Source organism: Streptomyces sp. NPDC087906 (assembly GCF_055584925.1).
In genome coordinates, this window is the sequence record NZ_JBVJLC010000006.1 from 47,583 (window position 1) to 72,410 (window position 24,828).

Genomic DNA, 24,828 nt, shown 5'->3' on the forward strand with positions numbered 1-24,828 from the left:
GGGTTCGGAGGCCCGGGTTCAGGGGGCCGAAGGCGGGGTCGGCTCGGCGGGTACCGCCCTCGCCGAGTCGATGACGGCGATACGGCCCCGCTTCACGAACCAGTAGTAGGCGAAGCCGGCCCCCGCGATGATCCCGATGTACAGGAACGCGCCCCACTGCAGATACCAGTGGAAGGGCGCCGCCGCGTTGTACACGTCGCGGCGCGGCCAGGCGAGGTTGATCGACATGGCGGTGCCCCACAGCACCGCCAGGATGTTGATGGGCAGGCCGAACCTGCCGAGGGAGAAGTGGCCTTCGGCCGGCTGCCACCGGCCGCGCAGCCGCTGCCACAGCATCGGCGCCGTGACCAGCAGATAGGCCAGGTAGATCATGATGATCGCGATACTGGTGACCACCGAGAAGATCTGCGGCTGGTCGATGTTGAGTACGAGGATCCCGATCGCGACGAGCCCGATGACCACGGCGGGGAACACCGGGGTCTGGAACCGCGGGCTCACCCGCGCCACCAGCGACGAGAACGGCAGGCAGTTGTCCCGGGCCATCGCGAAGGCGAGCCGGATCCCCGCGGTGTGCACGGCCAGTTCGCAGACGGTGATGGCGATGACGACACACCACAGCACGATCTGGCCGATGGTGTGCCCCAGTGTGGAGAGCACCACGAACTGCAGCCCGTCGACGGACAGCTTCTTCGACGTCAGGTCCGGCACGGCGAGCAGCGCGAACAGCAGGATCAGCCCGCCGATCAGGAACGACGCACACAGCGCGCGCAGGATCGCCCGCGGCGCGTTGCGGCTCGGGTTTATCGACTCCTCGCCGAGCGAGGACGCCGTGTCGAACCCGTACATCACATACGCCGAGGCGAGCGAGGCGGTCAGGAACGCGCCGAAGTAGCCCAGTGGTTGACCGCTGCCGAAGCCGTGGGTCTCGGTGATGGCGCTCGGGCCGCGGGTGATGTGCGCGGCCAGCAGCCCGATCAGCACGACGGCCGCGATCAGCTCGATCATCACGCCCGCCGAGTTGATCCGGGCCATGAGTTTGACGCCGAACGCGTTCACGAGCGTGGTGAAGATGATCAGGACGCTGCCGAGGAGCACGGCGTTCTTCGCCGCGTCGGACTTCCCCGTACCGTCCCCGACGAACTGGAAGGCGGAGGAGATCTGCGGCAGTGTGACCTGGTACGCGAGCGCCACGGCGGCCAGTGACACTATCGTCGCCGTGACCATCATCCAGCCGCCCAGCCAGCCGATGTGCGGCCCGCCGAGCTTCTTCGACCAGTTGTAGATCGACCCGGCGACGGGGAAGCGCGCCGCCAGTTCGCAGAAGCAGAGCGCCACCATGAGCTGCCCGATGAAGACCATCGGCCACGACCACCAGTAGGCGGGCCCGCCGAAACTCACACCGAAGTAGAAGAGCTGGAACGTCCCGGTCAGGATCGAGATGTAGCTGATCCCCGCGGCGAACGTGTGGAAGTTGCCCAGCGTGCGCTTCAGTTGGGGCTTGTAGCCGAAGTCCGCCACCGAATCGTCGTCGGAAGGACCCGCGGCCTGCGCCGGGCCCGTGGCACCGGATTCGCCGGAAGAGGGGCTCTGGGAGGGGTTCTTCATGCTCATTCGAACCACCCCAGCGGCCTCGGCTCAAGATTGCGCCACACGTGTTTGGCCTCCTGGTACTCGGCCAGCCCCGCAGGACCCAGCTCGCGGCCGAACCCGGACTGCTTCATCCCGCCCCACTCCGCCTGCGGCACGTACGGCTGGAAGTCGTTGATCCACACCGTGCCGGCCCGCAGCCGCGCCGCCACCCGGTGCGCCCGGCCGACGTCCTGCGACCAGACGGCCCCCGACAGCCCGTACACCGTGTCGTTGGCGAGCGCGACGGCCTCTTCCTCGGTCCTGAACCGCTCCACCGTCAGGACGGGCCCGAACGACTCGTCCCGTACGACGGACATCCCGGGCGTGCACTCGTCGAGCACGGTCGGCAGGTAGTAGAAACCGTCCGCCAGCGCCGGGTCGTCGGGCCGGGCGCCGCCGCAGCGCAGCACGGCCCCCTCGGCGAGCCCGGCCGCCACATACGCCTCGATCTTGTCGCGGTGCGCCGCCGAGATGAGCGGTCCTGTGCGGGCATGCTCGTCGAAGGGGCCGCCCATCGGGATCGCGCGGGCGCGGGTCACCACGTCCTCGACGAACGAGTCGTGCAACTCGTCCTGGACCAGCAGCCGGGCCCCAGCCGAGCAGACCTGGCCCGAGTGCAGGAACACGGCCGTCAGCGCGTAGTCGACGGCCGTCTCGTAGTCCGCGTCGGCGAAGACGATGTTGGGGTTCTTGCCGCCCAGCTCCAGCGCCACCTTCTTCACCGTCGGCGCGGCGGCCGCCATGATCCGCCGTCCGGTGACCAGACCGCCGGTGAACGACACCATGTCGACCCGCGGGTCCTCACTGAGCGGCGCGCCCGCCGTGGGCCCCGCGCCCAGCACGAGGTTGGCCACGCCGTCCGGCAGGCCCGCCTCGGTCAGCAGCCGCATCAGCAGGATCGCGGTGTGCGGTGTCAGCTCGCTCGGCTTCAGTACGAAGGTGTTGCCCGCGCCGATCGCGGGGGCGACCTTCCACGAGGTCTGCAGCAGCGGGTAGTTCCACGGGGTGATCAGCGCGCACACCCCGACCGGCTCGTGCACGACTCTGCTGTCGATCGCGGGGTTGCCGGTGTCGATGATCCGGTCGGTGCCGCCGGCCGCCACCAGATTGCCGAAGTAGCGGAAGCAGTTGGCGATGTCGTCCATGTCGTACTCGCTCTCGACGAGCCGCTTCCCTGTGTCCAGGGACTCGGCCCGAGCGAGGATGTTCTTGTCGCGCTCCAGCAGGTCGGCGACGCGCAGCAGCAGTCTGCCGCGCTCGGCGGCAGGCGTGGACGGCCACGGTCCGCGGTCGAAGGCGCTGCGGGCGGCGCCGATCGCGGCCGCCGCGTCCTTCGGACCCGCCTCGTCCACCGTCGCCACCAAAGTGCCGTCGGCCGGGCAGCGGATGTCGCGTACGTGCCCGTCGACGGCCGATGTCCACTTGCCGCCGATGAACAGCTCGGGCATGGGGGCTCCTCCGGTCGGGTCGGGTCGACTACCCGAAAGGGGAGTCCGGCACACCTGCTGGGGCGCAGACCACACGCTCCGTCAGCCGACACTAGACAGCCGGGGCCGCCACCGCGGTGTGTGACGCGCCGGGCGCGTGACGGTCCGTCAGGTACGGTCGTACGTTCGGGCCGTACGTTCGGGCCGTGCGTCCGGTCCGTGGCTATTGGCCGTACGCGCAGGCCCTGCGGCCGGTCCGTGCGGGCGGCCCGCGCCGGTTGGCCGTACGGCCCGGCCCTGCGGCCGGGCCCCGCCTCCGTACGTCAGGCGCCTTGCAGTCCGTCCAGCTCCCGTACCCGCGCCAGCGCCGACGGCCGCTGCCGTACGGGGAGCGCGGCGGCGAGGGCCTGCCACACCGGCAGGTCCTCCTCGCCCCAGGGGCTGTACGCCCAGTCCGCCAGCAGCCCGGGATCCCCGCGCGCGATCAGCGCGGCCCGGAGCTGGTCGGCGAGCCGGCGGCGCAGCCGTACCACCGTCGGCGCCTGCGAGCCGGGCAGCAGCGGACCCGCGTACGCGCTCATCGCCGCCGTCACGGCGCCGGAGGCCAGCAGCCGGGCCACGGCGGCGAAGTCGCTTTCGACGGGCGCCGTCAGCCGGTACGGGCGTGAGCGCAGCAGCCCGGGGCCGAGCAGACCGCGCAGCCGGGACAGCTCGGCCCGCAGCGTGACCGGCGTGACCGACTCGTCCTCGTACAGCTCCACCAGCAGTTCGTCCCCCGCGACACCGTCGGGCCTGCGCGCGAGCAGCGTCAGGATCTCGCTGTGCCGGCGACTCAGCCGCAGCTTGACGCCCGAGGCCATCAGCAGCGCCTCGTCCCTGCCGAGCGCCGACAACTGGACGCACCCGGTCGCGGGGGCCGGCGCGAGCAGGGCGAGCTGGGACTCGGCCGCCCGCGCCACCGCCCCGACGAACGCCAGACTGTGCGGATGGGCCAGCCGGTCGCCGCCGGTGATGTCGACGGCGCCCAGCAGCCGCCCGGTGTGCGGATCGTGTACGGGCGCCGCTGCGCAGGTCCAGCGGTGCACCGGCCGCAGGAAGTGCTCGGAGGCGAAGACCTGTACGGGCCGGTCGACGGCGATCGCCGTACCGGGCGCGTTCGTGCCCGCCGCCGTCTCCGCCCACCGGGCCCCCGGTACGAAGTTCATCCGCCCCGCCTGCCGCCGGGTCGCCGCGTGCCCTTCGACCCACAGCAGGCGGCCGTACGCGTCGCACACGGCGATGAGATGCTCGCCGTCCGTCGCGTAGGCGCCCATCAGCTCGCGGAACAGCGGCATGACCCGGGCCAGCGGATGGGCGTCGCGGTACGCGGCCAGCTCGTCGTCGGACAGCTCCACCCGCGCCGTGCCGTCGGGGCTGACTTGGGCGCGGGTCGAGCGCTGCCAGGAATCGGCGACCACGGACCGTACCGGCCCGTCGACGCGGCCCGCCGTCGCGAACGACTCGTACGCCCTGCCCAGCGCCCCGCGCCGGCGCGCCGGATCGGCGCCCGCCTCCAACGCCACCCATGTGTCGGTCAACTCGACCTCCCCGGCCATGCGCCACCTGGGCCCATCGTCACGCAGGGGACGAAATGGGGCAAGGGTTCACGCGCCGCCGAGCAGCGCCGCCGTCTCCCGCAGATGCCGGTGCAGACCGCGATGCGGCTCCCCCGCGGGCAGCCATTCCTTGCGGATCTTCGCCACACAGGTGTAGTTGGTGTCGCAGACATTGGCGATCGGCGCCTCGCCGGCCTGCGAGAGGAGCTGGTAGGCGTCCAGTTCGGAGAGCCCGTAGTCGCGTACCAGCCACTGGATCAGGTCGAGTTGGGAGACGCGGAACGCGTCCTCCAGCGGGCGGGCCGAACCGGTCGACATGATGTGCGTGTCCGACTCGATGCGCGGCCACGGCGTGGCGACGCCCTTGAGGAGTTCCACGACCACCACGGAGTTCATGGCGCACTCCACGGCGACCCCGCAGGTCTCGCCCTCGCCCTGGCGGGCATGGCCGTCGCCGAGGCTCAGCATCGCGCCCTCGACATTGACCCCGAGGTAACAGGTCACGCCCGCACGCATCTCGGGGGTGTCCATGTTCCCGCCGTGCGCGTCGGGGACCAGCGCCGAGCGCACCTCCAGATTGGCGGGCGCCACGCCGACCGTGCCGTGCATCGGGTCCATCGGCAGCTCGATCTCGATGTCGCTGTCACGCGCGCTGAACAGGCACGTGCCGCGCGCCCGGTCGAGCTGCCACATCCAGACCACCTCGGGCAGCGGCGGCTGGAGCGTCGCCGTCGTGTGCGTCGAGGTGAGCGCGCCGAACAGCGGCACGGTCGTGGAAGCGGCCCAGTCGCGCGCGGGCCGGATCGAGACGAAGTGCACGGCCAGCGTGTCGCCCGGCTCGGCGCCCGCCACGTAGAAGGGGCCCGTCTGCGGATTGAGGAAGGGGAACTCGCACACCTCGGACACCAGGTCGTTCACCGACCGCACCCGGCCGGCGAAGCAGTCCTCGGTGAACAGGTCGAGGACCGTGCCGGGGGTGATGCGCGCGACGGGTGCGACACCGCCGAACGTCCAGGCGTAGTCGCCCTTCTCGGGACGCACGGTCAGGATCCTCGGGTCACTCATCGGTGTGCCGCTCCTGTCTCACGGTGTGACTGCTCACGGTGTGCCTCCGCCGGTTCCGCGTGGCGGGCTCACCGTACGGTTTGGCGGCGGCGCGTGGAAGTCCGCCAAGAGCGCCAGCGCGGCGGCCGGGTCGTGTTCTGCGGGGCCTGCCGGGGCCCACCGGCCGCGCTCCTCGCGGTACGGCCACCACCGGCCGTCCTGGGCGAGGCGCACCTGCGCCCCGGCCCCGGTCCCGTTCCCCGTCCCGTTCCCCGTCCCGGTCACGGTCCAGCGCCCGGCCTCCGCGGGGCGCAGCGCCGGGCGCTCGCCGTCCTCCCAGGCCGAGTCGAGGACCGCACGGGCCCGCGCCAGCGCCTCGGGGCCGGGAGTCCACGTGCCGTCGAGCACGGCGAGCGCGGGTGCGCCGCCGAGCCGCCAGGCCCGTACCGCCAGGTCGAGATCGGCCGGTGTGCGGCCGGCCGCCGTCGCGAGCCGCGACAGCATGCGGCCGTCGGTCTCGGTCGCCGCGAGCCGTACGCCGTCCTGACGTACCGTCAACTCACTTTCCAGCGGCTGCTGTTCATGCCCCGGCGCGAGCGCGTCGGTCAGCATCCGCAGGGCGCGCGCCGCCGCGTCCGCCGCGAGGAACGACAAGGCGTCGGTGTCGAGTTCCGCCGGTGGCGCGCTGTCGGCGTGCAGGTCCGGAGGCAGCCCCGGCTCCTGCGGCGGCGGTGGGGGAGCGGGCAGTGGCGGCAGTGTGTGCCAGGCCGCGAACGCCGCCAACGCTGTTACGCCGGGCTGCTCTTCCTCCAGCGCGGTGTCGTCGGGGACTTGAGCGGCCTGCGCCGAGCTGCGGCTCTGCAACTCGTCCAGGACCTGGCGTTCGCTCCTGCCGCGCATCAGCAGCAGGACGAACGGATCCTGGTCCAGCAGCCGTGCCATCTGGTAGCAGAGCGCGGCCGAATGCCGGCAGTGGTCCCAGGCCTCGCAGCCGCACTCCGGCTCCAGATCCCCGATGCCGGGCAGCAGTTCGACCCCGGCGGCCGCCGCGTCCTCCACCAGATCCGGTGGCATCTCCCGGTCGAGCAGCGCCGCGATATGCCCCGACCGCTCGACCGCCATGGCCAGGAACCTGTCCCACTCCGCGTCGCTCAGTTGGTGCAGCAGTACGTCGCTGCGATGCCCGGTGCCGTCGCTGTCCCGTACGACGGCGGTGATCCGGCCCGGCCGTACGGACACCGCGCCGACCGCGCCCGCACGGGCCTGACCGCGTCCCTTCCGCAACTGCGCGCCGTCGAGCGCGGTGTCCTCCAGGGCCTTCAGCCAGGACCTGCCCCACCAGCTCTCGGCGAACCCGCGGCCGTGCGCGGGCGGCAGCGCGGCGAAGACCCGCTCGGCGCGGTCGTCCTCGTACCCCGCGCCCGCCGTGTCGTCCGGATACGGTGCCTCGGTCATCGGGCATCCCCTCGCAGCTCCACCAGATCCGCCAGTTCGGCGTCGGTCAGTTCGGTCAGCGCCGCCTCGCCCGAGCCGAGCACCGCGTCGGCGAGCTGCTGCTTGCGCGCCAGCATGTCGGCGATCCGGTCCTCGATCGTGCCCTCGGTGATCATCCGGTGCACCTGTACGGGCTTGTCCTGCCCGATGCGGTACGCGCGGTCCGTGGCCTGCGCCTCGACGGCGGGGTTCCACCAGCGGTCGAAGTGCACGACGTGCTCGGCCCTGGTCAGATTGAGTCCCGTGCCTGCCGCCTTCAACGACAGCAGGAAGACGGGGACTTCACCCGCCTGGAAGCGGTTCACCATGGTTTCGCGGGCGGTTACGGGGGTGCCTCCGTGCAGGAACTGGTGGGGGATGCCGCGGTCGGTCAGATGCCGCTCCAGCAGCCGGCCCATCCGCACGTACTGGGTGAAGACCAGCACGCCCGCACCCTCCGCCAGGACGGTGTCGAGGAGTTCGTCCAGCAGCTCGATCTTGCCCGACCGGCCGGGGATGTGGGGGCTTTCCTCCTTGAGGTACTGCGCCGGGTGGTTGCAGATCTGCTTGAGCCCGGTGAGCAGCTTGACGACGAGACCCCGGCGCGCCATGCCGTCGGCCTCGGCGATCGCCGTCAGGCTCTCCCGTACCACCGCCTCGTAGAGCCCCGCCTGTTCGGTGGTGAGGGACACGGCGCGGTCGGTCTCCGTCTTGGGCGGCAGCTCAGGGGCGATACCGGGGTCCGACTTGCGCCGGCGCAGCAGGAACGGGCGTACGAGCGCGGCGAGCCGCTCGGCCGCCGCCGGATCGGCGCCGCCCTCCACGGCCTTGGCGTAGCGGGTGCGGAACGCGCCCAGCGGGCCGAGCAGTCCGGGGGTCGTCCAGTCGATGATCGCCCACAGCTCGGAGAGGTTGTTCTCCACCGGTGTGCCCGAAAGTGCCACTCTGGCCTTGGTCCTGATGGTGCGCAGTGCTCTCGCGGTGGCGGAGTACGGGTTCTTGACGTGCTGGGCCTCGTCCGCCACGACCAGGCCCCAGAGCGGTTCCGCCAGTTTCGGCGCGTCGAGACGCATCGTGCCGTATGTGGTGAGCACGAACTCGCCGTCGGCCGGAGCGCCCAGGTCCCGGGACGCGCCGTGGAAGCGGCGTACGGGAGTGCCGGGCGCGAACCGCTCGATCTCGCGCTGCCAGTTGGCCATCAGCGAGGTGGGGCAGACGACCAGCGTCGGTCCCGCTGCCGCCTGTTCTGTCTGCCGGTGCAGATGGAGTGCGATGAGGGTGACGGTCTTGCCGAGCCCCATGTCGTCGGCGAGCACGGCGCCGAGCCCGAGTGACGTCATCCGGTGCAGCCAGTCGACGCCGCGGAGTTGGTAGTCGCGCAGGGTCGCGGTGAGGGCCGCCGGCTGCTGGAGCCGCTGTTCGCCGCCTGCGCCGCCGGTGGTGGACTCGGGGTCGGCGAGCCGGTCACGCAGCCGGGCCAGCCAGCCCGATGCCGCCACTTCGACCGGCCGTCCGTCGATCTCGGTCACCCCGGTCAGCGCGGCGCCGAGCGCGTCGACGGGGGTGAGCGTACGGTCCCGGCTCTCGCGGGCGCGCCGCGCCTGCGCGGGGTCGACGAGCACCCAGCGGTCGCGCAGCCGGACCAGCGGCCGCCGGGCCTCGGCGAGCCGGTCGAGTTCGGCGCGGGTGAGCTGCTGGTCGCCCACCGCGAAGCGCCAGTTGAAGGCGAGCAGGGTGTCGGCAGACAGGAACGACGGCATGTCGTCCGCCGTGTCACTGTCCGCCGTGTCACTGTCCGGGGGCCCGACGACCGCACGCGCGGTGAGCGTCCGGGCCGCCTCCTTCGGCCAGTGCACCTGGGTGCCGGTCGCGGCGAGTGCGCGCGACGCCTCGCCGAGCAGCTCGCCGATGTCCTCGTCGGCGAGTTCCACGGCGCCGGGCACGGCTGCCGACAGCAGCGGCGCGAGCGGTGGCCAGGCGTGCGCCGCCCGGCGCAGCGCCAGCAGGGCGTCCATCCTGGCGCCGGGACCGAAGGCGGCCGCGGTGTGACCGGTGGGACCGAAACCCGCGCCTGCGGGGCCGGCCCCGGCCGGTGCCGACCACACGTCGGCCGCGTCGGCCACGATCGCCGGGTCACTCACACTGTGGAGCTGCACCACGGCGCGGAATCCGGGCCCCGTCACACCGTCCCGTTCGCCGGACAGTTCGACACGCAACGAGATGCGCACGCCACCGTCATGACCGGCCGCCATGTCCGTGGCCCAGCCACGCAGTTCGGGACGGCGCTGCGGCTCAGGAGCGGTGTACGCCGCGTGCCCGGCGGCCGCCACCGCCGCCGGGGTGCGGACCAGGCCGTCCGCCACCGCGTCGAGGAAGTCCCGCAACAGCCGTTCGGGACGGGCGAGCAGCGGTCCGGTGGCCGGTGTGGACACCGTCAGTGGGACGGCGTGTGCGGTGGGTGGCATGGCGGCGGCGAGTGCCCGGATCCGCAGCCGGTCGTCGGGGGTCAGTGGGCCCGCTCGCCACACGTCGTGGTCCGTATCGCTGAGGCCGGGCAACAGCCGCCCCCTGGCGGCGAGTTGAAGGGCCAGAAGGGCCGCGGCGCCCCAGAACGCGGTGGCCGCTGAGGCGTGCGCGCAGACCCGCGCCCTGGTCAGTAGGGGCAGAGCTGTCGGTACAGGCACCACCAGTGCCCGGACCGTGAGAGGGTGGGCGTCGGAGTCGACGACAGTCAACTCCTCGACGGAGCCTGGACCGTGAGGCGGTTCGGTGCCGTCCGGGTGCCAGTAGGCGATCCGGCCGGTGCGGGCCGGGTCCGCAGGCAGGAAGACCGTGGAGGATTCGGCGAGTTCGGAGATCCGGGGGAGCGTTGCCGCGGATGGTTCGTGCACAGCGAAGACGCATTCCTCAAATTTGACTACTGCGGGTCGGAGCCGCCGAGAGTACCCCACCGCGAATCCGCGCGGGCGTGGTGCGACTGTGGCCTGGATCACATTCGGACGAGCGGGGTGTAGCCAGCACCACCTCCACTCCCGGGACAACCCCCACCGTTGACGGGTGGTGGCCCCATGGCCCGCCGGCCTCGCAGCCCCGTACGTTTCAACAGGTCAGCGCAGTCAGCGCGTTCACCTCACCCCGAGCATCGGCCGACAGACCGGAGACCGACATGCCCCAAGCCACCGCCGCCGCCCCCGTAGCGGAGCCAGTGCCCGACCCAGCCGCGGGCGCCGGCACTGCCGGCAGCGACTTCGCGCCCCTTCTGCGAGTGGTGCGGGAGCAGGGCCTCCTGGAGCGTCGCGTCGCGTGGTACGCCCGGGGCATCACCGTCAACGCGCTGTTCCTCGCCGCGATAGTCGCCGGAATGATCCTGCTCGGCCCCTCCTGGTGGGCGGTGCTCCTCGCGGTCCCGCTGGCCGTCCTGTCCGCCCGGATGTCGTTCGTCGGACACGACGCGGGCCACGCGCAGATCACCAACGACCGCGCCAAGGGCCGGATCGTGCAGCTCGTCCACGCCAATCTGCTGCTCGGTATGAGCCAGGAGTGGTGGAACGACAAGCACAACAGGCACCACGCCAACCCGAACCACGTCGACAAGGACCCCGACGTCAAGGCCGACGTCCTCGTCCACACCCAGCGCCAGACGGCGGGCCGCACCGGGCTGCGCGCCTGGCTCACCCGCAACCAGGCGTGGCTGTTCTTCCCGCTCACCACGCTCGAAGGCATCGCGCTCAAGGTCGCGGGCTTCCAGGCCGTCCTCTCCCGGCGCGACAACCGCATGTCGACCCGCCAGCGGGTCGTCGAGGGCACCCTGCTCGCCGTGCACGTCGCCGCGTACCTCACGCTCCTGCTGACCACGCTCAGCATCGGCCAGGCAGTGGTCTTCCTCCTGGTCCACCAGATGCTGCTCGGACTGCACCTCGGCATGGCCTTCGCACCGAACCACAAGGGCATGGAGATGCCGGACCCGGAGACCTCGGCGAGCTGGGGGCATCTGCGCCGGCAGGTCCTCACCTCGCGCAACATCCGCGGCGGAGTGCTCACCGACTGGTTCCTCGGCGGTCTGAACTACCAGATCGAACACCACCTCTTCCCCAGCATGCCCCGCCCCCACCTGCGGCTCGCCCAGCCGCTGGTGCGCGCCCACTGCCGCTCGCTGGGGGTCTCGTACACCGAAACGGGACTGATCGACTCGTACCGCCAGGCACTCGGACATCTGCACGGAGTCGGCGAACCGCTGCGCGCGGACGCATAGTGGAACTGGTGAGCGCTCGTACGCGTTCACCCAGCAGTAGCGGCAAGAGCCGCGGAGGAGGCGTCGAAGATGTCGACAAGGGCAAAGATCGCTATCGGGGGAGTGGCCGTCGGCCTTTTCCTGTGGATATTTCTCCCGTTCTGGGTCGCTCTGCTCATCGTGGTCGGAATTCCGGCGGTGGCATATCTGACGCTGGACCCGTCGCAGCGCCGCAGGCTGCGCCGGATCAACCGCAATCAGATAGGCCGCTGAGCCCCGGCTCGGCGACCGGCCACTGACCACAGCACCCACAGCGCGACGCTGCGGACCTGCGCATCAGCAGGCCCGCAGCGTCGCGCTGCCGTCGTCCGGTACCCCGGGCCGCGGCCGTCTCTCAGGCCGGGCGTACGGCGATCTCGTCCAGTGAGCGCAGCAGCCCCGGCAGCTCCGTGCCCCGGCCGACCGGCAGCACCTCGGCGGGCTCCTCGTCCAGCAGGATGAACGCGATGTCGTCCGTCCGCGCGACGAACGACCAGCCGGGGCCGTCGGCGCGCAGGGTCCTGGCGCCGCCCGGGGCGAAGCTGGAGCGGATCCGGCCGAGCGGCGGCGCCGACGCCAGATACCCGTGCAGCTCCTCCAGGACGCGCCGGACGCCCGGGTGGGAGGGCTTCGGCGGGCTCGGCGACCCGTCGGCTTCGGTGGCTTCCGAGGTGTCGTCGGGGTCGGGGCCGGCGCCGGGGTCGCCTGGGTCGGGGTCGGGGTCAGCGCCGGAATCGGCGGCTTCGGCGGGTTCGGCGGCGCCCGCGTCGGTGTCTTCCTCGGCGGGGGCGTCCTCGGAGCCGTCGCTGTCGAACTGCTCCCGCCAGATCGCCCACTGGAGCGCGATCTCGTCCGCGCCGAGCCGCCGCTGCGCCGGGCCCCAGCCCTCCGCGTCCGGCGGGGTGAGCGGCAGCTTCACGCCCTGCCCGGCAGCGGACCCGGGCTGCTCCTCGTCCTCGTCCGGCTCGGGGTCGTGCGGAGCGGGTACGCCGGGCGCGGCGACCGCCAGCGCGACGGGCCAGCCGGGGAGCGCCGAGACGACCGTGCGCTCCGGGGGCGACAGGTCGTACTCCATCCCGCAGTCCCAGGAGGCGATGGCGACCGCGACCAGCGACACGTCGTCCACGGCGACCGTCCAGCGCGCTCCGTCGCCGTCCTGCCCGAAGACGAGGCCGTAGCCCCGTGCGTACGGCTCAAGGCCGAGGGCCGCGCACGCCTGCGGATAGTCGTCGCCGAGCACGCTGGGGAACTGCGCGGGCGTCAGCAGGACGGCGGTCAGCACATACAGCGCGTCGTCGTCGGCGGACTCCTCCGTCCCGGCCACGGCACCTCCCCATCCGATCGTTGTCGGCGCACCCTAACCAGTGGGTAACGCGGACGTCGAGACTCCGGATGTTTCCGCAGTCAGCTCGTGATCCGCTGTTCACGTTCGGCGAGGGCGAGGAATTTGCCGTCCTCGTCGACGTACGACAGCAGGCGCCACCCCGAACCGGCGAGCAGCGGACGCAAGTTGGGCTCCGCGCGTAGATCGTCATCGGTCAGCGCGCGGCCCTGCCGGGCGGCGAGCGCCGCCCGCCCGACCGGATGGAACAAAGCGAGCCGGCCGCCCGGCCGTACGACCCTGGCCAGCTCGCGCAGACCGGCCGCGGGGTGCGGCAGGTGGCCGATCAGTCCTGCGGCGAAGACCGCGTCGAGGCTGCCGGCGCGCAGCGGCAGCTCGGCCGCGTCGGTCAGCAGCAACTGGGCGTCGCGGTGCCGCCCCGCCCGTACGGCCTCGTCGAGCATCTCGGGGGTGAGGTCCGCGCCGAGCACGGTGCCACGTGCGCCCACGGCGGCGCGCAGCGCGGGCAGCGCGCGGCCTGTCCCGCAGCCCGCGTCCAGCACGGCGTCCCCGGCGCGGACCCCGAGACCGGCTACGGCCGCCGCGTAGGCGGGGCCGTCGTCGGGGAAACGGGTGTCCCAGCCCGGGGCGCGGGGGCCGAAGAACTCCCGCACCTGCGTGTGGTCGTCATCCATGCCCCCCATCATCCCCGCGCGTCATGCAGGCGCGTCAGCCAGGCGGGTCATCCCCGCGCGCGTTTGCGTTCCCGCGAGGCCCGGAGATTGGCCGCGTTGCCGCAGATACGGACGTTGTGCCAGACGCCGCTGTTGTTGCGGGACGTGTCGTAGAACGACGAAGCGCACTCCGGATTGCGGCACACCTTGAGCCGGCGCCAGGTGTCCGCCCGCTGGGCGAGCAGCGTCTCGGACCACAGGGCGGCCTCCAGCCAGCGCACGCCCGCGCCGACCGGAACCATGATCACCTGACCCTCGGGGTCGGTGTCGAGCCGGACAGTCACATCGGCGCCGGGGCGCGGGCGCTCCGGCGCCTCCTCCCGGTGCACCAGGGCCCCGAAAGCGGTCCTGAGGTCGCGGAGCGCGGCGGTATCGGCCGCCGTGAGGGTGGTGTCCGGAGTGACCAGGTCGTGGACGCGGGCCCATTCGTTCGCCGCTCCGGACAGCCACTGCTCGGCGGTCTCCCGCTCGGCCAGCAGATCGGGGGCGTACTCCCTGATCGCGCGCGTGTTGATCAGCTCCTGCACCAGGGCGAGCCCGGCGGGAGCCGTACGCAGTTCGTATCGTTCGCTGGCAGACCATGACATAGGTGAATCGTACTTGACTATGTCGCTCGGCTCCAGCAGTCTTGACAGAGGTAAACGGCTTACGCATCTGTCGCATCGACATCTGAGGAGAACGACCATGACCACCATCAACGGAGCTGTCGCACTGGTCACCGGCGGGCAGCGAGGTCTGGGCAGGGCCTTCGCGCGGGAACTGCTGGAGGCAGGGGCCGCCAAGGTCTATGTCACCGCCCGCACCCCCGTCCCCGACGACGATCCGCGCATCGTCCCGCTCCCGCTGGAGGTCACCGACCAGCAGTCGGTCACCGAGCTGGCGCGCGCTGCGGGTGATGTCACCGTCGTCATCAACAACGCCGGGATCGGCGGGGCCGACCCGCTCCTCTCGTCGGAGATCGACGACGTGAAGGCGCTCTTCGATGCGAACGTCTTCGGTGCGCTGCGCGTCGCGCAGGCCTTCGCGCCGGTCCTGGCCGCCAACGGCGGCGGGGCGCTCGTCGACATCCACTCGGCGCTGTCCTGGCTGCCGGGCTTCGGCGGCTACGGGGCGACGAAGGCGGCGCTCTGGTCGATCACCAACTCGCTCCGGCTGGAGCTGGCACCGGCAGGCACCCAGGTCCTCGGTGTCCACCTCGGGTACACCGACACCGACATGATCCGTGACCTCGACGTGCCCAAGAGCGATCCCAGGGACGTCGCACGCGAGGCGGTCGTCGCGCTGGAGAAGGGCGCGAGCGAGGTCTTGGCGGACGACACGAGCCGCGCCGCCAAGGCCCTGCTCTCGGGTCCTGTGGAAGGGCTCGCACCCGCCGCCGCCTGAGCGGCGGGGGCGGGGGCGAGTCCTCCCGCGGAGCGGTGCGTCAGCCGGTCAGATCCGCTGTGCCGATGACCTTCTCCATGCGCACGCGCACGAGCAGTTCGCCGGGCACGCCGTTGCGCTCGCCGAAGGCGCGCCCCTGCTCCTTGCCCATGTAGCGCTCGCCGATCCGGATGGCGGAGGCGAGCAACTCGTCGGGGTCCTCGCTCACTTCGACCGGACCTTCGATGATCACGAAGGCGAAGGGCGGGCGTTCGTCGTCCACGCAGATCGCGACCCGGCCGCTGCGCAGCAGGTTCTTCCCCTTCACCGTCTCCTTCCCGGTGTTGAAGAGAAGGTCGTCGCCGTCGAGCACGAACCAGACGGGGGCGATGTGCGGGGTGCCGTCGGCCCGCACGGTGGACAGTTTGGCGGTGCGGGTGCCTTCGGAGACGAAGGCCCGCCACTCTTCTTCGCTCATCTTGGTAGCCATGCCCGCATTTTCCGCCCCCGGGCCGGTCCGGAGCGGTGCGACGCGCCCCGGTGTTTCCGTCTGGACCGCTTGCCCGCGGGCGGCCCGTGCGAAAGGCTTACGGCCGTCGCTGCATGGTGAACATATGAACGGGGAGGCGCGGAATGGTATTGGAAAAGGGACTGGACTGGCTGCTGGACGACCTGACGGAACGGGTCGAGCACATACGGCATGCGCTGGTGCTGTCCAACGACGGACTGGTGACGGGCGCCAGTTCGCGGCTGGCCCGTGAGGACGCGGAGCATCTCGCCGCCGTCTCCTCGGGCCTGCACAGCCTCGCCAGGGGTTCCGGCCGGCACTTCAGGGCCGGCAAGGCGCGGCAGACCATGGTCGAGTTCGACGACGCGCTGCTGTTCGTCACCGCGGCGGGCGACGGGAGCTGCCTGTGCGTGCTGAGCGCGGCCGAGGCGGATGTCGGCCAGATCGCCTACGAGATGACGCTCATGGTCAACCGGGTCGGCGAACATCTGGGCGTCGCGGCGAGGCAGCCGGGAAACCCGGCGGTCAGCGGCCTCTGAGCGGGCTGCTTCCCGGCGCTTGGCGCCGGAGCCGAGGAGTTATCCACAGGCCGCTCGGCGAGAGCGGCGAACGCGCTACGGTCGTCACCGAGAGTAATGAAAGCTCACGGGGGAGACCACATCATGACCGTTGTCAGCGCCGGTGCCCAGGACGTCGGAGTCGTCAGGGCAGCGCGTGAACTGGAACTGAAACGGGGCGAGTTCCAGCTCGCCGTCCAGTTGGGACACATCCGTACGATCGCCGCGACGGGCGGCCGACGGCGGGTGGCCGTGCGGGAGATCGCCCGGCTGCGGGCCGTCGAGGGATTTCCGGACACGCTGCGCGAGCGGGTCCGTACGGTGGGCACGGCTGAGGGGGCCGCGCTCATCGGCATCAGCCCCGGGCGGTTCACGCGGCTGGCCCGCGCCGGGTTTCTGATCCCGGTGCGCTTCTACCTCAACCGCTACCGGGCAGTCGTCTGGCTCTATCTCGCCGAGGAGCTGGCGGAGTTCGGCGCCGCGGAACACACCCTGCTCACCGGCCCTCTGCCGGCGCCGCTGCGCGCCCTCCTCGATACGGGCGAGGACCGCAGACCGCGCAACTGGCGGAGCAGGCGGGTCGGCCTCCTGCTGAACGAACGCGACGACCCCTGGGAGCGGGCCGCGTGCGCCGGGAGCGTGCTCGACGACGCGCAACTCGCGGAGGTCGTGCCCGGCTCCTTCGAGCGCGCTTATCTGAAGCGGCTGCGGCCGGTGCTCGCCCCTGGCGGACCCGCGACCGAGGCCGGACAGGCTGCGCTGCGCGAGCTGCTGGTGGCGGACCGGCCCGACGAGATCGAGTGGCACAGGACGAGTCTGGCCGAGCTGCTCGAAGAGGCCCGCGCGCTGCGGCCCGCGCCGGGGAGCAAGGCGGCGCACGACCCGGGTCCGCGCCCCGGTCCGACCCCGGAGCCGACCCGCGATCCGAACCCCGAGCCGAACCCTGATTCCCGCCACGCTCCCCGTCCCGGCCCGCGACCCGGTCCCGGGCGCGCACCGGCGGTCCGCCGCGGTGAGCGGGCGGGGCTGCTGGGCCGGCTCGGAATCAGGAAGGGCGGCAGAGCTGCGGGAGCCTCGGTGTGAAGGGGATGTGGTCGGCCATGTCACAGCGCGCCGCGCTGTCTCGTCGTAGGGGTGTAGGGATCGGCAACGACGGAGGAGTCCACCATGGATGCCCGTATGAACGTGTTCGGCAACGCGGTCGGAAGCAAGGTCTGGAAGCACATCATCGCGGCGAACAAGGCGATCGTCGACTCGACGCTGCCTGCCGCGACGCAGGAGCTGGTGAAGATCCGCGCGAGTCAGATCAACGGGTGCGCCGGCTGCCTCGACATGCACACGAAGGAAGCGGCGGCGGCCGGCGAGAGCGCGGTGCGGCTCCATCTGATCGCGGCGTGGCGGGAGGCGACGGTCTTCACCGACGCCGAGCGTGCGGCGCTGGAGCTGACGGAGCAGGGGACCCGGCTCGCCGACGCGGCGGGCGGCGTCAGCGACGAGGTGTGGGCCAATGCCGCCAAGCACTACGACGAGGACCAGCTTGCCGCGCTGGTCTCCCAGATCGCCATCATCAACGCCTTCAACCGGGGGAACGTCATCATCCAGCAGCCCGCCGGGAGCTACCGGGTCGGCATGCTCGGATAACGGACCACGGGAGCAGCGGCCGGCTGTCAGGTCCGGCCGGCCGAGGTGACGACGGAGCGCTCCGCCGAGAAGGCTCCCCAGTCGCCGTCGGGAAGCTGGGCGCGGATCTTGACCCGGTAGCCGACGCCGGGTCTCGCGCCCGCGTACACGCTGTAGGTGGCGCGTCCGCTCGGTGCCTCGCCGCCCCAGACGAGTGTCGTGGCGAAGGCGCCGTCGAGATAGATCTGATAGGAGGAGACGGTGCCGCCGGTGTCGGGCGGCTGCCAGGACAGGTCGAGATAGTGGCCGCCGTCGGCGTCGTGCGTCGCGACCCGGAAGTCGGCAGGCCGGGTGTCCGGATCGTCGCCGGGCCCGTGCGGGGTCGTCACTTCGACGGCGCCGCTCACCGGCGATGCGTTGTCGGCCGCGTCCCTGGCGGTGATCGTGAAGCGGTAGCGGGTGCCGGGGCGCAGCCCCGTGATCTGCGCCGAGGCGGCGCCGCCGTCGACGCTGTGGATCTTGGTGCCGGCCTGCTGGATGTCGTACGAGGTGATGTCCTGGCCGTCCTTGGGCCGCTGCCAGCTCAGGCGGGCGCCCCGGGGGCCCGCGCTGCGGCCCTTCAGTCCCGTCGGCCGCGCCGGGGCCGCGGTGTCCTCGGCGACGGCGGCCGGTGTCGTGACGGCCTTCGCGCCGCTGTGCGGCGAGCGGCGGCCCTCGGCGTCCTTGGCCAGGACGGTGAAGGTGTACGAGGTCGACGGCGTCAGCCCGACGATGTCCACCATGGTCTGGCCGGCCGGGACGTTCTTGACCTTCCGGCCGCCCCGGTACACCTCGTACCCGCTGATGTGCGCGGCGCCGGCCGCTCCCCGCCACATGACATGGACGGTGGTGGCGCTGCCGGCCTGGGCCGTGACGCCCGCGGGGGCGGACGGGGGCGGGTCCCCGGCGTTCCCGCCGCACGCGGCGAGGCCGAGGGCGGCGGCGGAGACGAGTGCGGTGAGGCTGAAGGTCCTTCTCATGGCCGTGTCCTCCGTCGGTCGTCCCTTACGGCGGCAATGGTCTAGACATATATGACACAGTGTCGGGTTCACATCAAGAGGCCCGCTCCCTCGACTCCATCGAACCCTTCGGCGACAGGAGTTCCGGTCCCGTACTCAGGGCACGCGGCGGCGCGTGGAGCTGCGGACCACCAGCTCCGGCTGGAGCACCACGGAGCTGTGCGTGTGACCGGCCGCGTCGGGACCGGTCTCGTCCATCAGCATCCTGGCGGCCGTGCGCCCCATCCGGTCGGCCGGCTGGCGCACCGAGGTGAGCGGCACGACGGCAGCGGCGGCGAACTCGATGTCGTCGTATCCCACGATCGACACGTCACCGGGCACATTGACCCCGGCCCCGTACATGGCCTGCAGCACACCGAGCGCCAGCAGGTCGTTGGCGCAGAACACGGCGGTCGGCCGCTCGGCGAGGCCCAGCAGCCGCGCGCCCGCGTCGATCCCGGAGGCGACATCGAGCCGGGCCGTCTCCACCTGGCGCAGCGCGTCCTCGGGCAGGCCGGCCTCGCGCAGCGCGCTCAGCGCCCCGATCCGCCGGTCCCGGCACTGCGGCAGCTCCATCGGGCCGCTGATGTACGTCACCGAACGGTGCCCCGACGAGAGGAGATGCCGGACCGCGAGCGCGCCGCCCGCCACGTCGTCCACCGAGACGGAACAGCCGTCCGCCGTCGGCACCGCCCGGTCCACATGCACGTACGGGATGCGCTGGCGGGCGAACTCCCGCACATTGCCGCCGGTCGGATCGGCGGGCGTCAGCAGCACGCCGCGCACCCGCTGTTCGGCGAAGAGCGACAGGTACTCGGCCTCCTCGGCGGCGCTGCCCGCGCTGTTGCAGAGCATCACCCCGAGCCCGGCCTCCCTGGCCGCCCGTTCGGCGCCCTTGGCGACGGCGACGAAGAACGGGTTCGCCATGTCGAGCACGAGAATGGCCAGGATCCGGCTCGTGCCGACCCGGAGCTGCCTGGCTGTCTCGCTGCGTACGAAACCGAGTTCGTCGATGACGGCGCGCACCCGCACCCGGGTGCCCTCCGACACCTTCTCAGGACGGTTGAGCACGTTCGAGACGGTACCGACCGAAACCCCGGCCAGCCGGGCCACATCCTTGATGCCCACCGTCTGCGTCACGTGACCATCATATGTGCGGCACAGCCGCCGTTCAGGCTCCCCAGCCCGCCTGGACGCCGCCCACCCGCTCGGCCACGATCCGCTCGCCGTAGCCCGACGCGTGGTAGGCGGCGACGGGGTCGGCGTCGGCGCCCAACTCCGCCCGCACCTCGGCGACCAGCGGACGTACGTCGGTGTTGAACGCGTCCATCATGGCGGCGTTGGCGGCGAGGACGTCGCCCGACCGCTGGGCGGCGTCCAGCGCGTCCGCGTCCACCAGCAGCGCCTTGGCCGTGGCCTCCTGGACGTTCATCACGGAGCGCAGGATCGCCGGGATCTTCGGCTCGATGTTGTGGCACTGGTCGAGCATGAACGCCGTGTCGGCGGTGAAGCCGCCGCCGCGTATCACCTCGTACATGATCCGGAACAACTGGAACGGGTCGGCCGCGCCCACCATCAGGTCGTCGTCCGCGTAGAAGCGGGAGTTGAAGTCGAAGCCGCCGAGCTTCCCCTCGCGCAGCAGCACGGCGACGATGAACTCGATGTTCGTGCCCGGCGCGTGATGGCCCGTGTCGACCACGACCTGCGCCTTCGGGCCGAGCCGCAGGCAGTGCGCGTACGCCGTGCCCCAGTCCGGCACGTCGGTCGCGTAGAAGGCGGGCTCGAACAGCTTGTACTCCAGCAGCATCCGCTGCCCGTCGCCGAGCCGCTCGTACACCGCCGCCAGCGCCTCGCCGAGCCGGCCCTGGCGCGCCGAGATGTCGTCCTGCCCCGGGTAGTTGATGCCGTCGGAGAACCACAGCTTCAGATCGCGCGAGCCCGTGGCGTCCATGATGTCGACGCACTCCAGCAGATGGCCGAGCGCCTTGCGGCGCACCGCGGGGTCGGGATGGGTGACGGAGCCGAGCTTGTAGTCGTCGTCCTGGAAGACGTTCGAGTTGATCGAGCCCAGCCGCACGCCCAGTCCGCGGGCGTGCGCGGCGAGCGCGCCGTAGTCGTCCACCCGGTCCCAGGGAATGTGCAGCGCCACGCTCGGCGCGACCCCGGTGTGCGCGTGCACCCGCGCCGCGTCGGCGATCTTCTCCTCGGGCGTGCGCGGCACGCCCGGCTGCGCGAACACCTTGAAGCGGGTGCCCGAATTCGCGAACGCCCACGACGCCGTCTCGACGGCCTGCGACATGAGCGCGGCTTTCACGGCGGGCACATTCGAGGGAGATGTCATGAATCGATTCACGGATGGGAAGTTAGGTACGCCGACAAGGATGTGTCAAGACCCCACGCCCTGGACAGGCCCATTCGAACTGGACTTCCGAACTTGTCGGCAAACATTCTGCGCGAACCATTGACGCGGCCCGCGGTTGGCCCTACCGTCCGAGAAACTTTATTGAAACCTTTCATGGCGGTCGGCGCGCCGAACCCCCATCGCTGAGGAGCCCCATGAACCAGCCAGTCACGGGTACCGTCCCGGTTCTGGCCCTGAAGGATGTGAGTAAGTCCTTCGGTGCCGTACGAGCGCTGCGGGACGTCTCCCTGCGGCTTGACGCCGGTGAGGCGCACGCCATCGCCGGCGAGAACGGCGCGGGCAAGTCCACCCTGATCAAGACGCTGGCCGGGGTGCACAGACCGGACTCCGGGCAGGTCCTGCTCGACGGCCGGCCGGTGGTCTTCCACGGCCCCGCCGACGCGCGGGACGCCGGCATCGCCGTCATCTACCAGGAACCGACGCTCTTTCCCGATCTGTCCATCGCCGAGAACATCTTCATGGGCCGCCAGCCGCGCAGATCGCTCGGCCGCATCGACCGCGCCGCCGTACGGGAGCGCACGGCGGCCCTGATGAAGCGGCTCGGGGTGGAACTCGACCCCGGCAGGCCCGCGCGCGGTCTCTCCATCGCCGACCAGCAGATCGTCGAGATCGCCAAGGCGCTCTCCTTCGACGCCCGCGTCCTGATCATGGACGAGCCGACGGCGGCGCTCACCGGCAGTGAGACGGCGCGGCTGTTCTCGGTCGTCCGGACGCTGCGGGCCGAAGGCGCCGCCGTCCTCTTCATCTCCCACCGGCTGGAGGAGATCTTCGAGCTGTGCCAGCGCGTCACCGTGCTGCGCGACGGCCGCTGGATCTCCTCCCAGGAAGTGGCGGAGCTGACCGAGGACGATCTGGTGCGTGCCATGGTCGGCCGCGAGCTGGGCGACCTCTACCCCAAGCAGGCGGCGAACATCGGCGAAGTCGCCCTGTCCGTGCGCAGACTGACCCGGGAGGGCGTCTTCCGGGACATCTGCTTCGACGTGCGGCGCGGCGAGATCGTGGCGCTGGCCGGACTGGTCGGCGCTGGCCGCAGCGAGGTCGCCCAGGCGGTGTTCGGTGTCGACCGGGCGGATGCCGGCGAGGTCCAGGTCAACGGCCGCAAACTGGCGGCCGGTTCACCGACAGCCGCGATGGCGGCCGGGCTCGCGCTGGTCCCCGAGGACCGCAGGCAGCGCGGTCTGGTGATGGAGATGTCCATCGCCCGCAACATCGGACTGACCGGTCTCGACCGGCTCGGCAAGGGCGGCCTCGTCAGCCGGGCGCTGGAGCGCGGCAGGGCCGCCGACTGGGCCGTACGCCTCCAGCTCAAGTACGGCAGGCTCACCGACCCGGCGGGCGTGCTCTCCGGCGGGAACCAGCAGAAGGTGGTGCTGGCCAAGTGGCTGGCCACCGAGCCCGCCGTACTGATCGTGGACGAGCCGACCCGGGGCATCGACGTCGGTACGAAGGCCGAGGTGCACCGGCTGCTGTCGGCGCTCGCCGCCGACGGGCTCGCGGTGCTGATGATCTCCTCCGACCTGCCGGAGGTACTGGGCATGGCCGACCGGGTCCTCGTCATGCACGAGGGCAGCATCGCAGCCGAGATACCGAGGGCGGAAGCCACCGAGGAGACGGTCATGGCGGCGGCCACCGGCCGCGGGACGAAGGCGGCGGCATGACGACTGTGCTGGACGAACCCGCGGCCACGACGAAGGACGACGGCTCGGCGCGCTCGCTGGTCGACGCGGTCTTCCGGGCCAGGGAGATCAGCATCGCCGGCGCGCTGGTGCTGCTGATCCTCGGGACCTGGATCTCCAACCCGCGCTTCCTCGACGACCAGGGCATCAAGGACCTGCTGCTCAACGCCTCCATCCTGGTGCTGCTCGCCGTCGGCCAGTCGGTCGTCGTGGTGACCCGCAACATCGACCTGTCGGTCGGTTCGGTGGTCGGCCTCTCCGCCTTCGCCTGCGGGAAGTTCGTCGCGGGCACCGATCACGGCGTGCTCGTGGTGATGCTGCTCGGCATCGCGATCGGTGTGGTGTGCGGGCTGGTCAGCGGAGCGCTGGTCAGCTTCGGCAGGGTGCCCGCGCTGGTGGTCACACTCGGGATGCTCTACATCATCCAGGGCCTGGACTACTGGTGGGCGCAGGGCGACCAGATCGGCGCCGCCGACGTGCCCGACCCGATCCTCTCCCTGGGCAGCGGCAGCGTCGCCGGCATCCCCTATCTGCCGCTCATCACCGCCGTGCTGCTCGCCGCCACCGCGTACTACCTGCGCGTCTACCGCTCGGGCAGAGAGCTGTACGCGATCGGGTCGAGCCCGGAGGCGGCCCGGCTCGCCGGCATCCCCATCCGGCGCCGGATCCTCGCCGCCTACGTCTTCTCCGGAGCCGTCGCGGGATTCGCCGGGACGCTGTGGCTGGCCCGCTTCGGCACCGTCGTCGCCGACAACGCGCACGGCTGGGAACTGACCGTCGTCAGCGCCGTGGTGGTCGGCGGTGTCGCCATCACCGGTGGCACCGGCACCGTTTGGGGAGCCGCGCTCGGCGCGCTCCTGCTCACCACCATCGGCAGCGCGCTGGTCGTCCTCAAGGTCGACGCGTTCTGGCAAGGAGCCATCACCGGCGCGCTGCTCCTCGCGGCCATCAGCGTCGACCGGATCGTCGGCCTGCGGATGACAGCCGCCTTGAGGAAGAGGAGCGCCCGCCATGGCAACGGTGCCTGAGACACCGGGAATACCGGTGACACCGCCGCCCGGAAAGCGAACGGACCCCGAAAGGTCCGGCGCGTCGCGCCCGACGACCGGCGAGTTCGTCAGGTCGGTGGGACTGCGCTGGGACACCGCCGTCGGAGTGCTGCTGGTGGCGGTCTTCCTGGTCGGCCTCGGCACCACCGACGGCTTCGCCTCCAGCGGCAATCTGGCCTTCGCCCTCAACGACATCTCCGAAGTCGCCCTGATCGCCCTGCCGATGACGCTGCTGGTGGTGGCGGGACAGATCGACCTGTCCGTCGCCTCCATGCTCGGCCTCGGCAGCGCCCTGACCGGAGCGCTGTGGAACGCGGGCTGGGCCTTCGAGACGATCGTGCCCGTCGTCCTGCTGGTGGGGGTCGCCGGCGGCCTGCTCAACGGCTGGCTGGTGACCCGGGTAGGACTGCCCTCGCTCGCCGTCACCATCGGCACGCTCGCCCTCTACCGGGGCCTCGCCTCCGTCGCGCTCGGCAGTGACGCCGTCACCGACTTCCCGCAGAACTACGCCCGTTGGGCCGTCGACACCACCACGGTCCCCGGTACGTTCCTGACGTACCCGGTCGTCCTGTTCATCGTCCTGGCCGTCCTCACGGCCGTGGTGCTGCACGCCACGTCGTTCGGCCGGTCCCTGTTCGCCATCGGCGCGCAGGAGGACGCCGCCTACTTCGCCGGTATCCGGGTCAAGCGCTTCAAGCTGATCCTCTTCGTCGTCACCGGACTCGTCTCGTCGTTCGCCGGGGTCGTCTTCACCCTGCGCTACGGCAGTGCCCGCGCCGACAACGGCCTGGGCTTCGAGATGCTCGTCATCGCCTCCGTCCTGCTGGGCGGCGTCGACTTCGACGGCGGCAAGGGCACACTCTTCGGCGCCGTCGCCGGTGTGCTGCTCATCGGCGTCCTGAAGAACCTGCTCACCCTCAACGACGTACCGAACGAGGTCCAGGTCATCGTGACCGGACTGCTGCTCGTCGCCTCCGTGCTCACCCCGCGGATCGTCGCCGCCGCCGTCGAACGCCGTCACCGCAGAGCCGGCACCGCGCCCGCACCGCCGACGGCACCCAGCCCCGTGTCCAGCACCTCGTCCCGCACTCCCTGAGCCCGAAA

General features: G+C 71.6%; 22 protein-coding genes. 9 read left to right on the forward strand and 13 right to left on the reverse strand.

Features of this window, described 5'->3' with window-relative positions; translation table 11 throughout:
• Positions 1–18: 18 nt before the first annotated feature.
• From ACZ63I_RS19075 to ACZ63I_RS19100, 6 genes are all read right to left on the reverse strand, one after another.
• Positions 19–1,611: an APC family permease gene (locus ACZ63I_RS19075; RefSeq protein WP_469340030.1), complete on the reverse strand. Its 1,593-nt coding sequence runs from the start codon at positions 1,609–1,611 to the stop codon at positions 19–21.
• Positions 1,608–3,077 (reverse strand): aldehyde dehydrogenase family protein, encoded by a 1,470-nt coding sequence (locus ACZ63I_RS19080; protein WP_469340031.1) that lies wholly within the window; start codon positions 3,075–3,077, stop codon positions 1,608–1,610. The genes ACZ63I_RS19075 and ACZ63I_RS19080 overlap by 4 nt, the downstream gene beginning before the upstream one ends.
• A 302-nt stretch (positions 3,078–3,379) precedes the next feature.
• The gene (locus ACZ63I_RS19085; protein WP_469340033.1) at positions 3,380–4,633 is read right to left on the reverse strand and encodes a GAF domain-containing protein; all 1,254 of its coding nucleotides are present in this window, start codon (positions 4,631–4,633) and stop codon (positions 3,380–3,382) included.
• A gap of 66 nt (positions 4,634–4,699) precedes the next feature.
• Positions 4,700–5,716, reverse strand: a complete 1,017-nt coding sequence (locus tag ACZ63I_RS19090) for an acetamidase/formamidase family protein (RefSeq protein ID WP_469340034.1) — start codon at positions 5,714–5,716, stop codon at positions 4,700–4,702.
• Between the two features lie 33 nt (positions 5,717–5,749).
• Positions 5,750–7,150: an SWIM zinc finger family protein gene (locus tag ACZ63I_RS19095; RefSeq protein WP_469340035.1), complete on the reverse strand. Its 1,401-nt coding sequence runs from the start codon at positions 7,148–7,150 to the stop codon at positions 5,750–5,752.
• Entirely contained in the window at positions 7,147–10,059 is a 2,913-nt protein-coding gene (locus ACZ63I_RS19100; protein WP_469340037.1) for a DEAD/DEAH box helicase, read from the reverse strand. The genes ACZ63I_RS19095 and ACZ63I_RS19100 overlap by 4 nt, the downstream gene beginning before the upstream one ends.
• A gap of 275 nt (positions 10,060–10,334) precedes the next feature.
• Here ACZ63I_RS19100 and ACZ63I_RS19105 point away from each other — a divergent pair, with 275 nt between their 5' ends.
• Both ACZ63I_RS19105 and ACZ63I_RS19110 read left to right on the forward strand, forming a co-directional pair.
• Positions 10,335–11,420, forward strand: a complete 1,086-nt coding sequence (locus ACZ63I_RS19105) for a fatty acid desaturase family protein (protein WP_469340038.1) — start codon at positions 10,335–10,337, stop codon at positions 11,418–11,420.
• A gap of 69 nt (positions 11,421–11,489) precedes the next feature.
• Positions 11,490–11,672: a hypothetical protein gene (locus ACZ63I_RS19110; RefSeq protein ID WP_041994416.1), complete on the forward strand. Its 183-nt coding sequence runs from the start codon at positions 11,490–11,492 to the stop codon at positions 11,670–11,672.
• Positions 11,673–11,793: 121 nt separating this feature from the next.
• On the opposite strand, the gene ACZ63I_RS19115 is transcribed toward ACZ63I_RS19110, so the two are convergent.
• The 3 genes from ACZ63I_RS19115 to ACZ63I_RS19125 all read right to left on the reverse strand — a co-directional run bounded on the left by ACZ63I_RS19115 (position 11,794) and on the right by ACZ63I_RS19125 (position 14,080).
• Positions 11,794–12,762: a hypothetical protein gene (locus ACZ63I_RS19115; RefSeq protein ID WP_469340040.1), complete on the reverse strand. Its 969-nt coding sequence runs from the start codon at positions 12,760–12,762 to the stop codon at positions 11,794–11,796.
• A gap of 80 nt (positions 12,763–12,842) precedes the next feature.
• Positions 12,843–13,454, reverse strand: coding sequence for a class I SAM-dependent methyltransferase (locus ACZ63I_RS19120; protein WP_469340041.1), 612 nt, complete (start codon positions 13,452–13,454; stop codon positions 12,843–12,845).
• A gap of 47 nt (positions 13,455–13,501) precedes the next feature.
• Positions 13,502–14,080: a CGNR zinc finger domain-containing protein gene (locus ACZ63I_RS19125; RefSeq protein ID WP_469340042.1), complete on the reverse strand. Its 579-nt coding sequence runs from the start codon at positions 14,078–14,080 to the stop codon at positions 13,502–13,504.
• Positions 14,081–14,177: 97 nt separating this feature from the next.
• Between ACZ63I_RS19125 and ACZ63I_RS19130 the strand changes: the two genes are divergently transcribed.
• Positions 14,178–14,876, forward strand: coding sequence for an SDR family oxidoreductase (locus ACZ63I_RS19130; protein WP_469340044.1), 699 nt, complete (start codon positions 14,178–14,180; stop codon positions 14,874–14,876).
• A 40-nt stretch (positions 14,877–14,916) separates the two neighbouring features.
• Here ACZ63I_RS19130 and ACZ63I_RS19135 read toward each other — a convergent pair whose 3' ends face one another.
• Complete coding sequence (locus ACZ63I_RS19135; RefSeq protein ID WP_469340045.1) at positions 14,917–15,345, reverse strand: PPOX class F420-dependent oxidoreductase; 429 nt, start codon at positions 15,343–15,345, stop codon at positions 14,917–14,919.
• A gap of 143 nt (positions 15,346–15,488) precedes the next feature.
• Here ACZ63I_RS19135 and ACZ63I_RS19140 point away from each other — a divergent pair, with 143 nt between their 5' ends.
• The 3 genes from ACZ63I_RS19140 to ACZ63I_RS19150 all read left to right on the forward strand — a co-directional run bounded on the left by ACZ63I_RS19140 (position 15,489) and on the right by ACZ63I_RS19150 (position 17,561).
• Complete coding sequence (locus tag ACZ63I_RS19140; RefSeq protein WP_469340046.1) at positions 15,489–15,902, forward strand: roadblock/LC7 domain-containing protein; 414 nt, start codon at positions 15,489–15,491, stop codon at positions 15,900–15,902.
• A 123-nt stretch (positions 15,903–16,025) separates the two neighbouring features.
• The gene (locus tag ACZ63I_RS19145) at positions 16,026–17,003 is read left to right on the forward strand and encodes a DUF6397 family protein (protein WP_469340048.1); all 978 of its coding nucleotides are present in this window, start codon (positions 16,026–16,028) and stop codon (positions 17,001–17,003) included.
• Positions 17,004–17,087: 84 nt separating this feature from the next.
• A complete protein-coding gene (locus ACZ63I_RS19150) occupies positions 17,088–17,561 on the forward strand; it encodes a carboxymuconolactone decarboxylase family protein (RefSeq protein WP_469340050.1) in 474 nt (157 codons plus the stop codon).
• 26 nt (positions 17,562–17,587) lie between these two features.
• Here ACZ63I_RS19150 and ACZ63I_RS19155 read toward each other — a convergent pair whose 3' ends face one another.
• From ACZ63I_RS19155 to rhaI, 3 genes are all read right to left on the reverse strand, one after another.
• The gene (locus ACZ63I_RS19155; RefSeq protein WP_469340052.1) at positions 17,588–18,559 is read right to left on the reverse strand and encodes a fibronectin type III domain-containing protein; all 972 of its coding nucleotides are present in this window, start codon (positions 18,557–18,559) and stop codon (positions 17,588–17,590) included.
• Between the two features lie 135 nt (positions 18,560–18,694).
• On the reverse strand, positions 18,695–19,717 hold the full coding sequence (locus tag ACZ63I_RS19160) for a LacI family DNA-binding transcriptional regulator (RefSeq protein ID WP_469340054.1): 1,023 nt from the start codon (positions 19,715–19,717) through the stop codon (positions 18,695–18,697).
• A 31-nt stretch (positions 19,718–19,748) separates the two neighbouring features.
• Positions 19,749–20,918, reverse strand: coding sequence for an L-rhamnose isomerase (gene rhaI / locus ACZ63I_RS19165; RefSeq protein WP_469340055.1), 1,170 nt, complete (start codon positions 20,916–20,918; stop codon positions 19,749–19,751).
• A gap of 215 nt (positions 20,919–21,133) precedes the next feature.
• On the opposite strand from rhaI, the gene ACZ63I_RS19170 reads away from it, so the two are divergent.
• The 3 genes from ACZ63I_RS19170 to ACZ63I_RS19180 are packed head-to-tail and all read left to right on the forward strand — an operon-like array spanning position 21,134 to position 24,820.
• Positions 21,134–22,657, forward strand: coding sequence for a sugar ABC transporter ATP-binding protein (locus ACZ63I_RS19170; protein WP_469340057.1), 1,524 nt, complete (start codon positions 21,134–21,136; stop codon positions 22,655–22,657).
• A complete protein-coding gene (locus ACZ63I_RS19175; RefSeq protein WP_469340059.1) occupies positions 22,654–23,703 on the forward strand; it encodes an ABC transporter permease in 1,050 nt (349 codons plus the stop codon). The genes ACZ63I_RS19170 and ACZ63I_RS19175 overlap by 4 nt, the downstream gene beginning before the upstream one ends.
• Complete coding sequence (locus ACZ63I_RS19180; RefSeq protein ID WP_469340061.1) at positions 23,687–24,820, forward strand: ABC transporter permease; 1,134 nt, start codon at positions 23,687–23,689, stop codon at positions 24,818–24,820. Before ACZ63I_RS19175 ends, ACZ63I_RS19180 begins: the two co-directional genes overlap by 17 nt.
• Positions 24,821–24,828: the final 8 nt, after the last annotated feature.

Coding starts and splice junctions, on each gene's coding strand:
- ACZ63I_RS19075 (WP_469340030.1), bottom strand. CDS start 1,611: ATGAGCATGAAGAACCCCTCCCAGAGCCCCTCTTCCGGCGAATCCGGT.
- ACZ63I_RS19080 (WP_469340031.1), bottom strand. CDS start 3,077: ATGCCCGAGCTGTTCATCGGCGGCAAGTGGACATCGGCCGTCGACGGG.
- ACZ63I_RS19090 (WP_469340034.1), bottom strand. CDS start 5,716: ATGAGTGACCCGAGGATCCTGACCGTGCGTCCCGAGAAGGGCGACTAC.
- ACZ63I_RS19095 (WP_469340035.1), bottom strand. CDS start 7,150: ATGACCGAGGCACCGTATCCGGACGACACGGCGGGCGCGGGGTACGAG.
- ACZ63I_RS19105 (WP_469340038.1), top strand. CDS start 10,335: ATGCCCCAAGCCACCGCCGCCGCCCCCGTAGCGGAGCCAGTGCCCGAC.
- ACZ63I_RS19110 (WP_041994416.1), top strand. CDS start 11,490: ATGTCGACAAGGGCAAAGATCGCTATCGGGGGAGTGGCCGTCGGCCTT.
- ACZ63I_RS19120 (WP_469340041.1), bottom strand. CDS start 13,454: ATGGATGACGACCACACGCAGGTGCGGGAGTTCTTCGGCCCCCGCGCC.
- ACZ63I_RS19125 (WP_469340042.1), bottom strand. CDS start 14,080: ATGTCATGGTCTGCCAGCGAACGATACGAACTGCGTACGGCTCCCGCC.
- ACZ63I_RS19130 (WP_469340044.1), top strand. CDS start 14,178: ATGACCACCATCAACGGAGCTGTCGCACTGGTCACCGGCGGGCAGCGA.
- ACZ63I_RS19135 (WP_469340045.1), bottom strand. CDS start 15,345: ATGGCTACCAAGATGAGCGAAGAAGAGTGGCGGGCCTTCGTCTCCGAA.
- ACZ63I_RS19140 (WP_469340046.1), top strand. CDS start 15,489: ATGGTATTGGAAAAGGGACTGGACTGGCTGCTGGACGACCTGACGGAA.
- ACZ63I_RS19145 (WP_469340048.1), top strand. CDS start 16,026: ATGACCGTTGTCAGCGCCGGTGCCCAGGACGTCGGAGTCGTCAGGGCA.
- ACZ63I_RS19150 (WP_469340050.1), top strand. CDS start 17,088: ATGGATGCCCGTATGAACGTGTTCGGCAACGCGGTCGGAAGCAAGGTC.
- ACZ63I_RS19155 (WP_469340052.1), bottom strand. CDS start 18,559: ATGAGAAGGACCTTCAGCCTCACCGCACTCGTCTCCGCCGCCGCCCTC.
- rhaI (WP_469340055.1), bottom strand. CDS start 20,918: ATGACATCTCCCTCGAATGTGCCCGCCGTGAAAGCCGCGCTCATGTCG.
- ACZ63I_RS19170 (WP_469340057.1), top strand. CDS start 21,134: ATGAACCAGCCAGTCACGGGTACCGTCCCGGTTCTGGCCCTGAAGGAT.
- ACZ63I_RS19175 (WP_469340059.1), top strand. CDS start 22,654: ATGACGACTGTGCTGGACGAACCCGCGGCCACGACGAAGGACGACGGC.
- ACZ63I_RS19180 (WP_469340061.1), top strand. CDS start 23,687: ATGGCAACGGTGCCTGAGACACCGGGAATACCGGTGACACCGCCGCCC.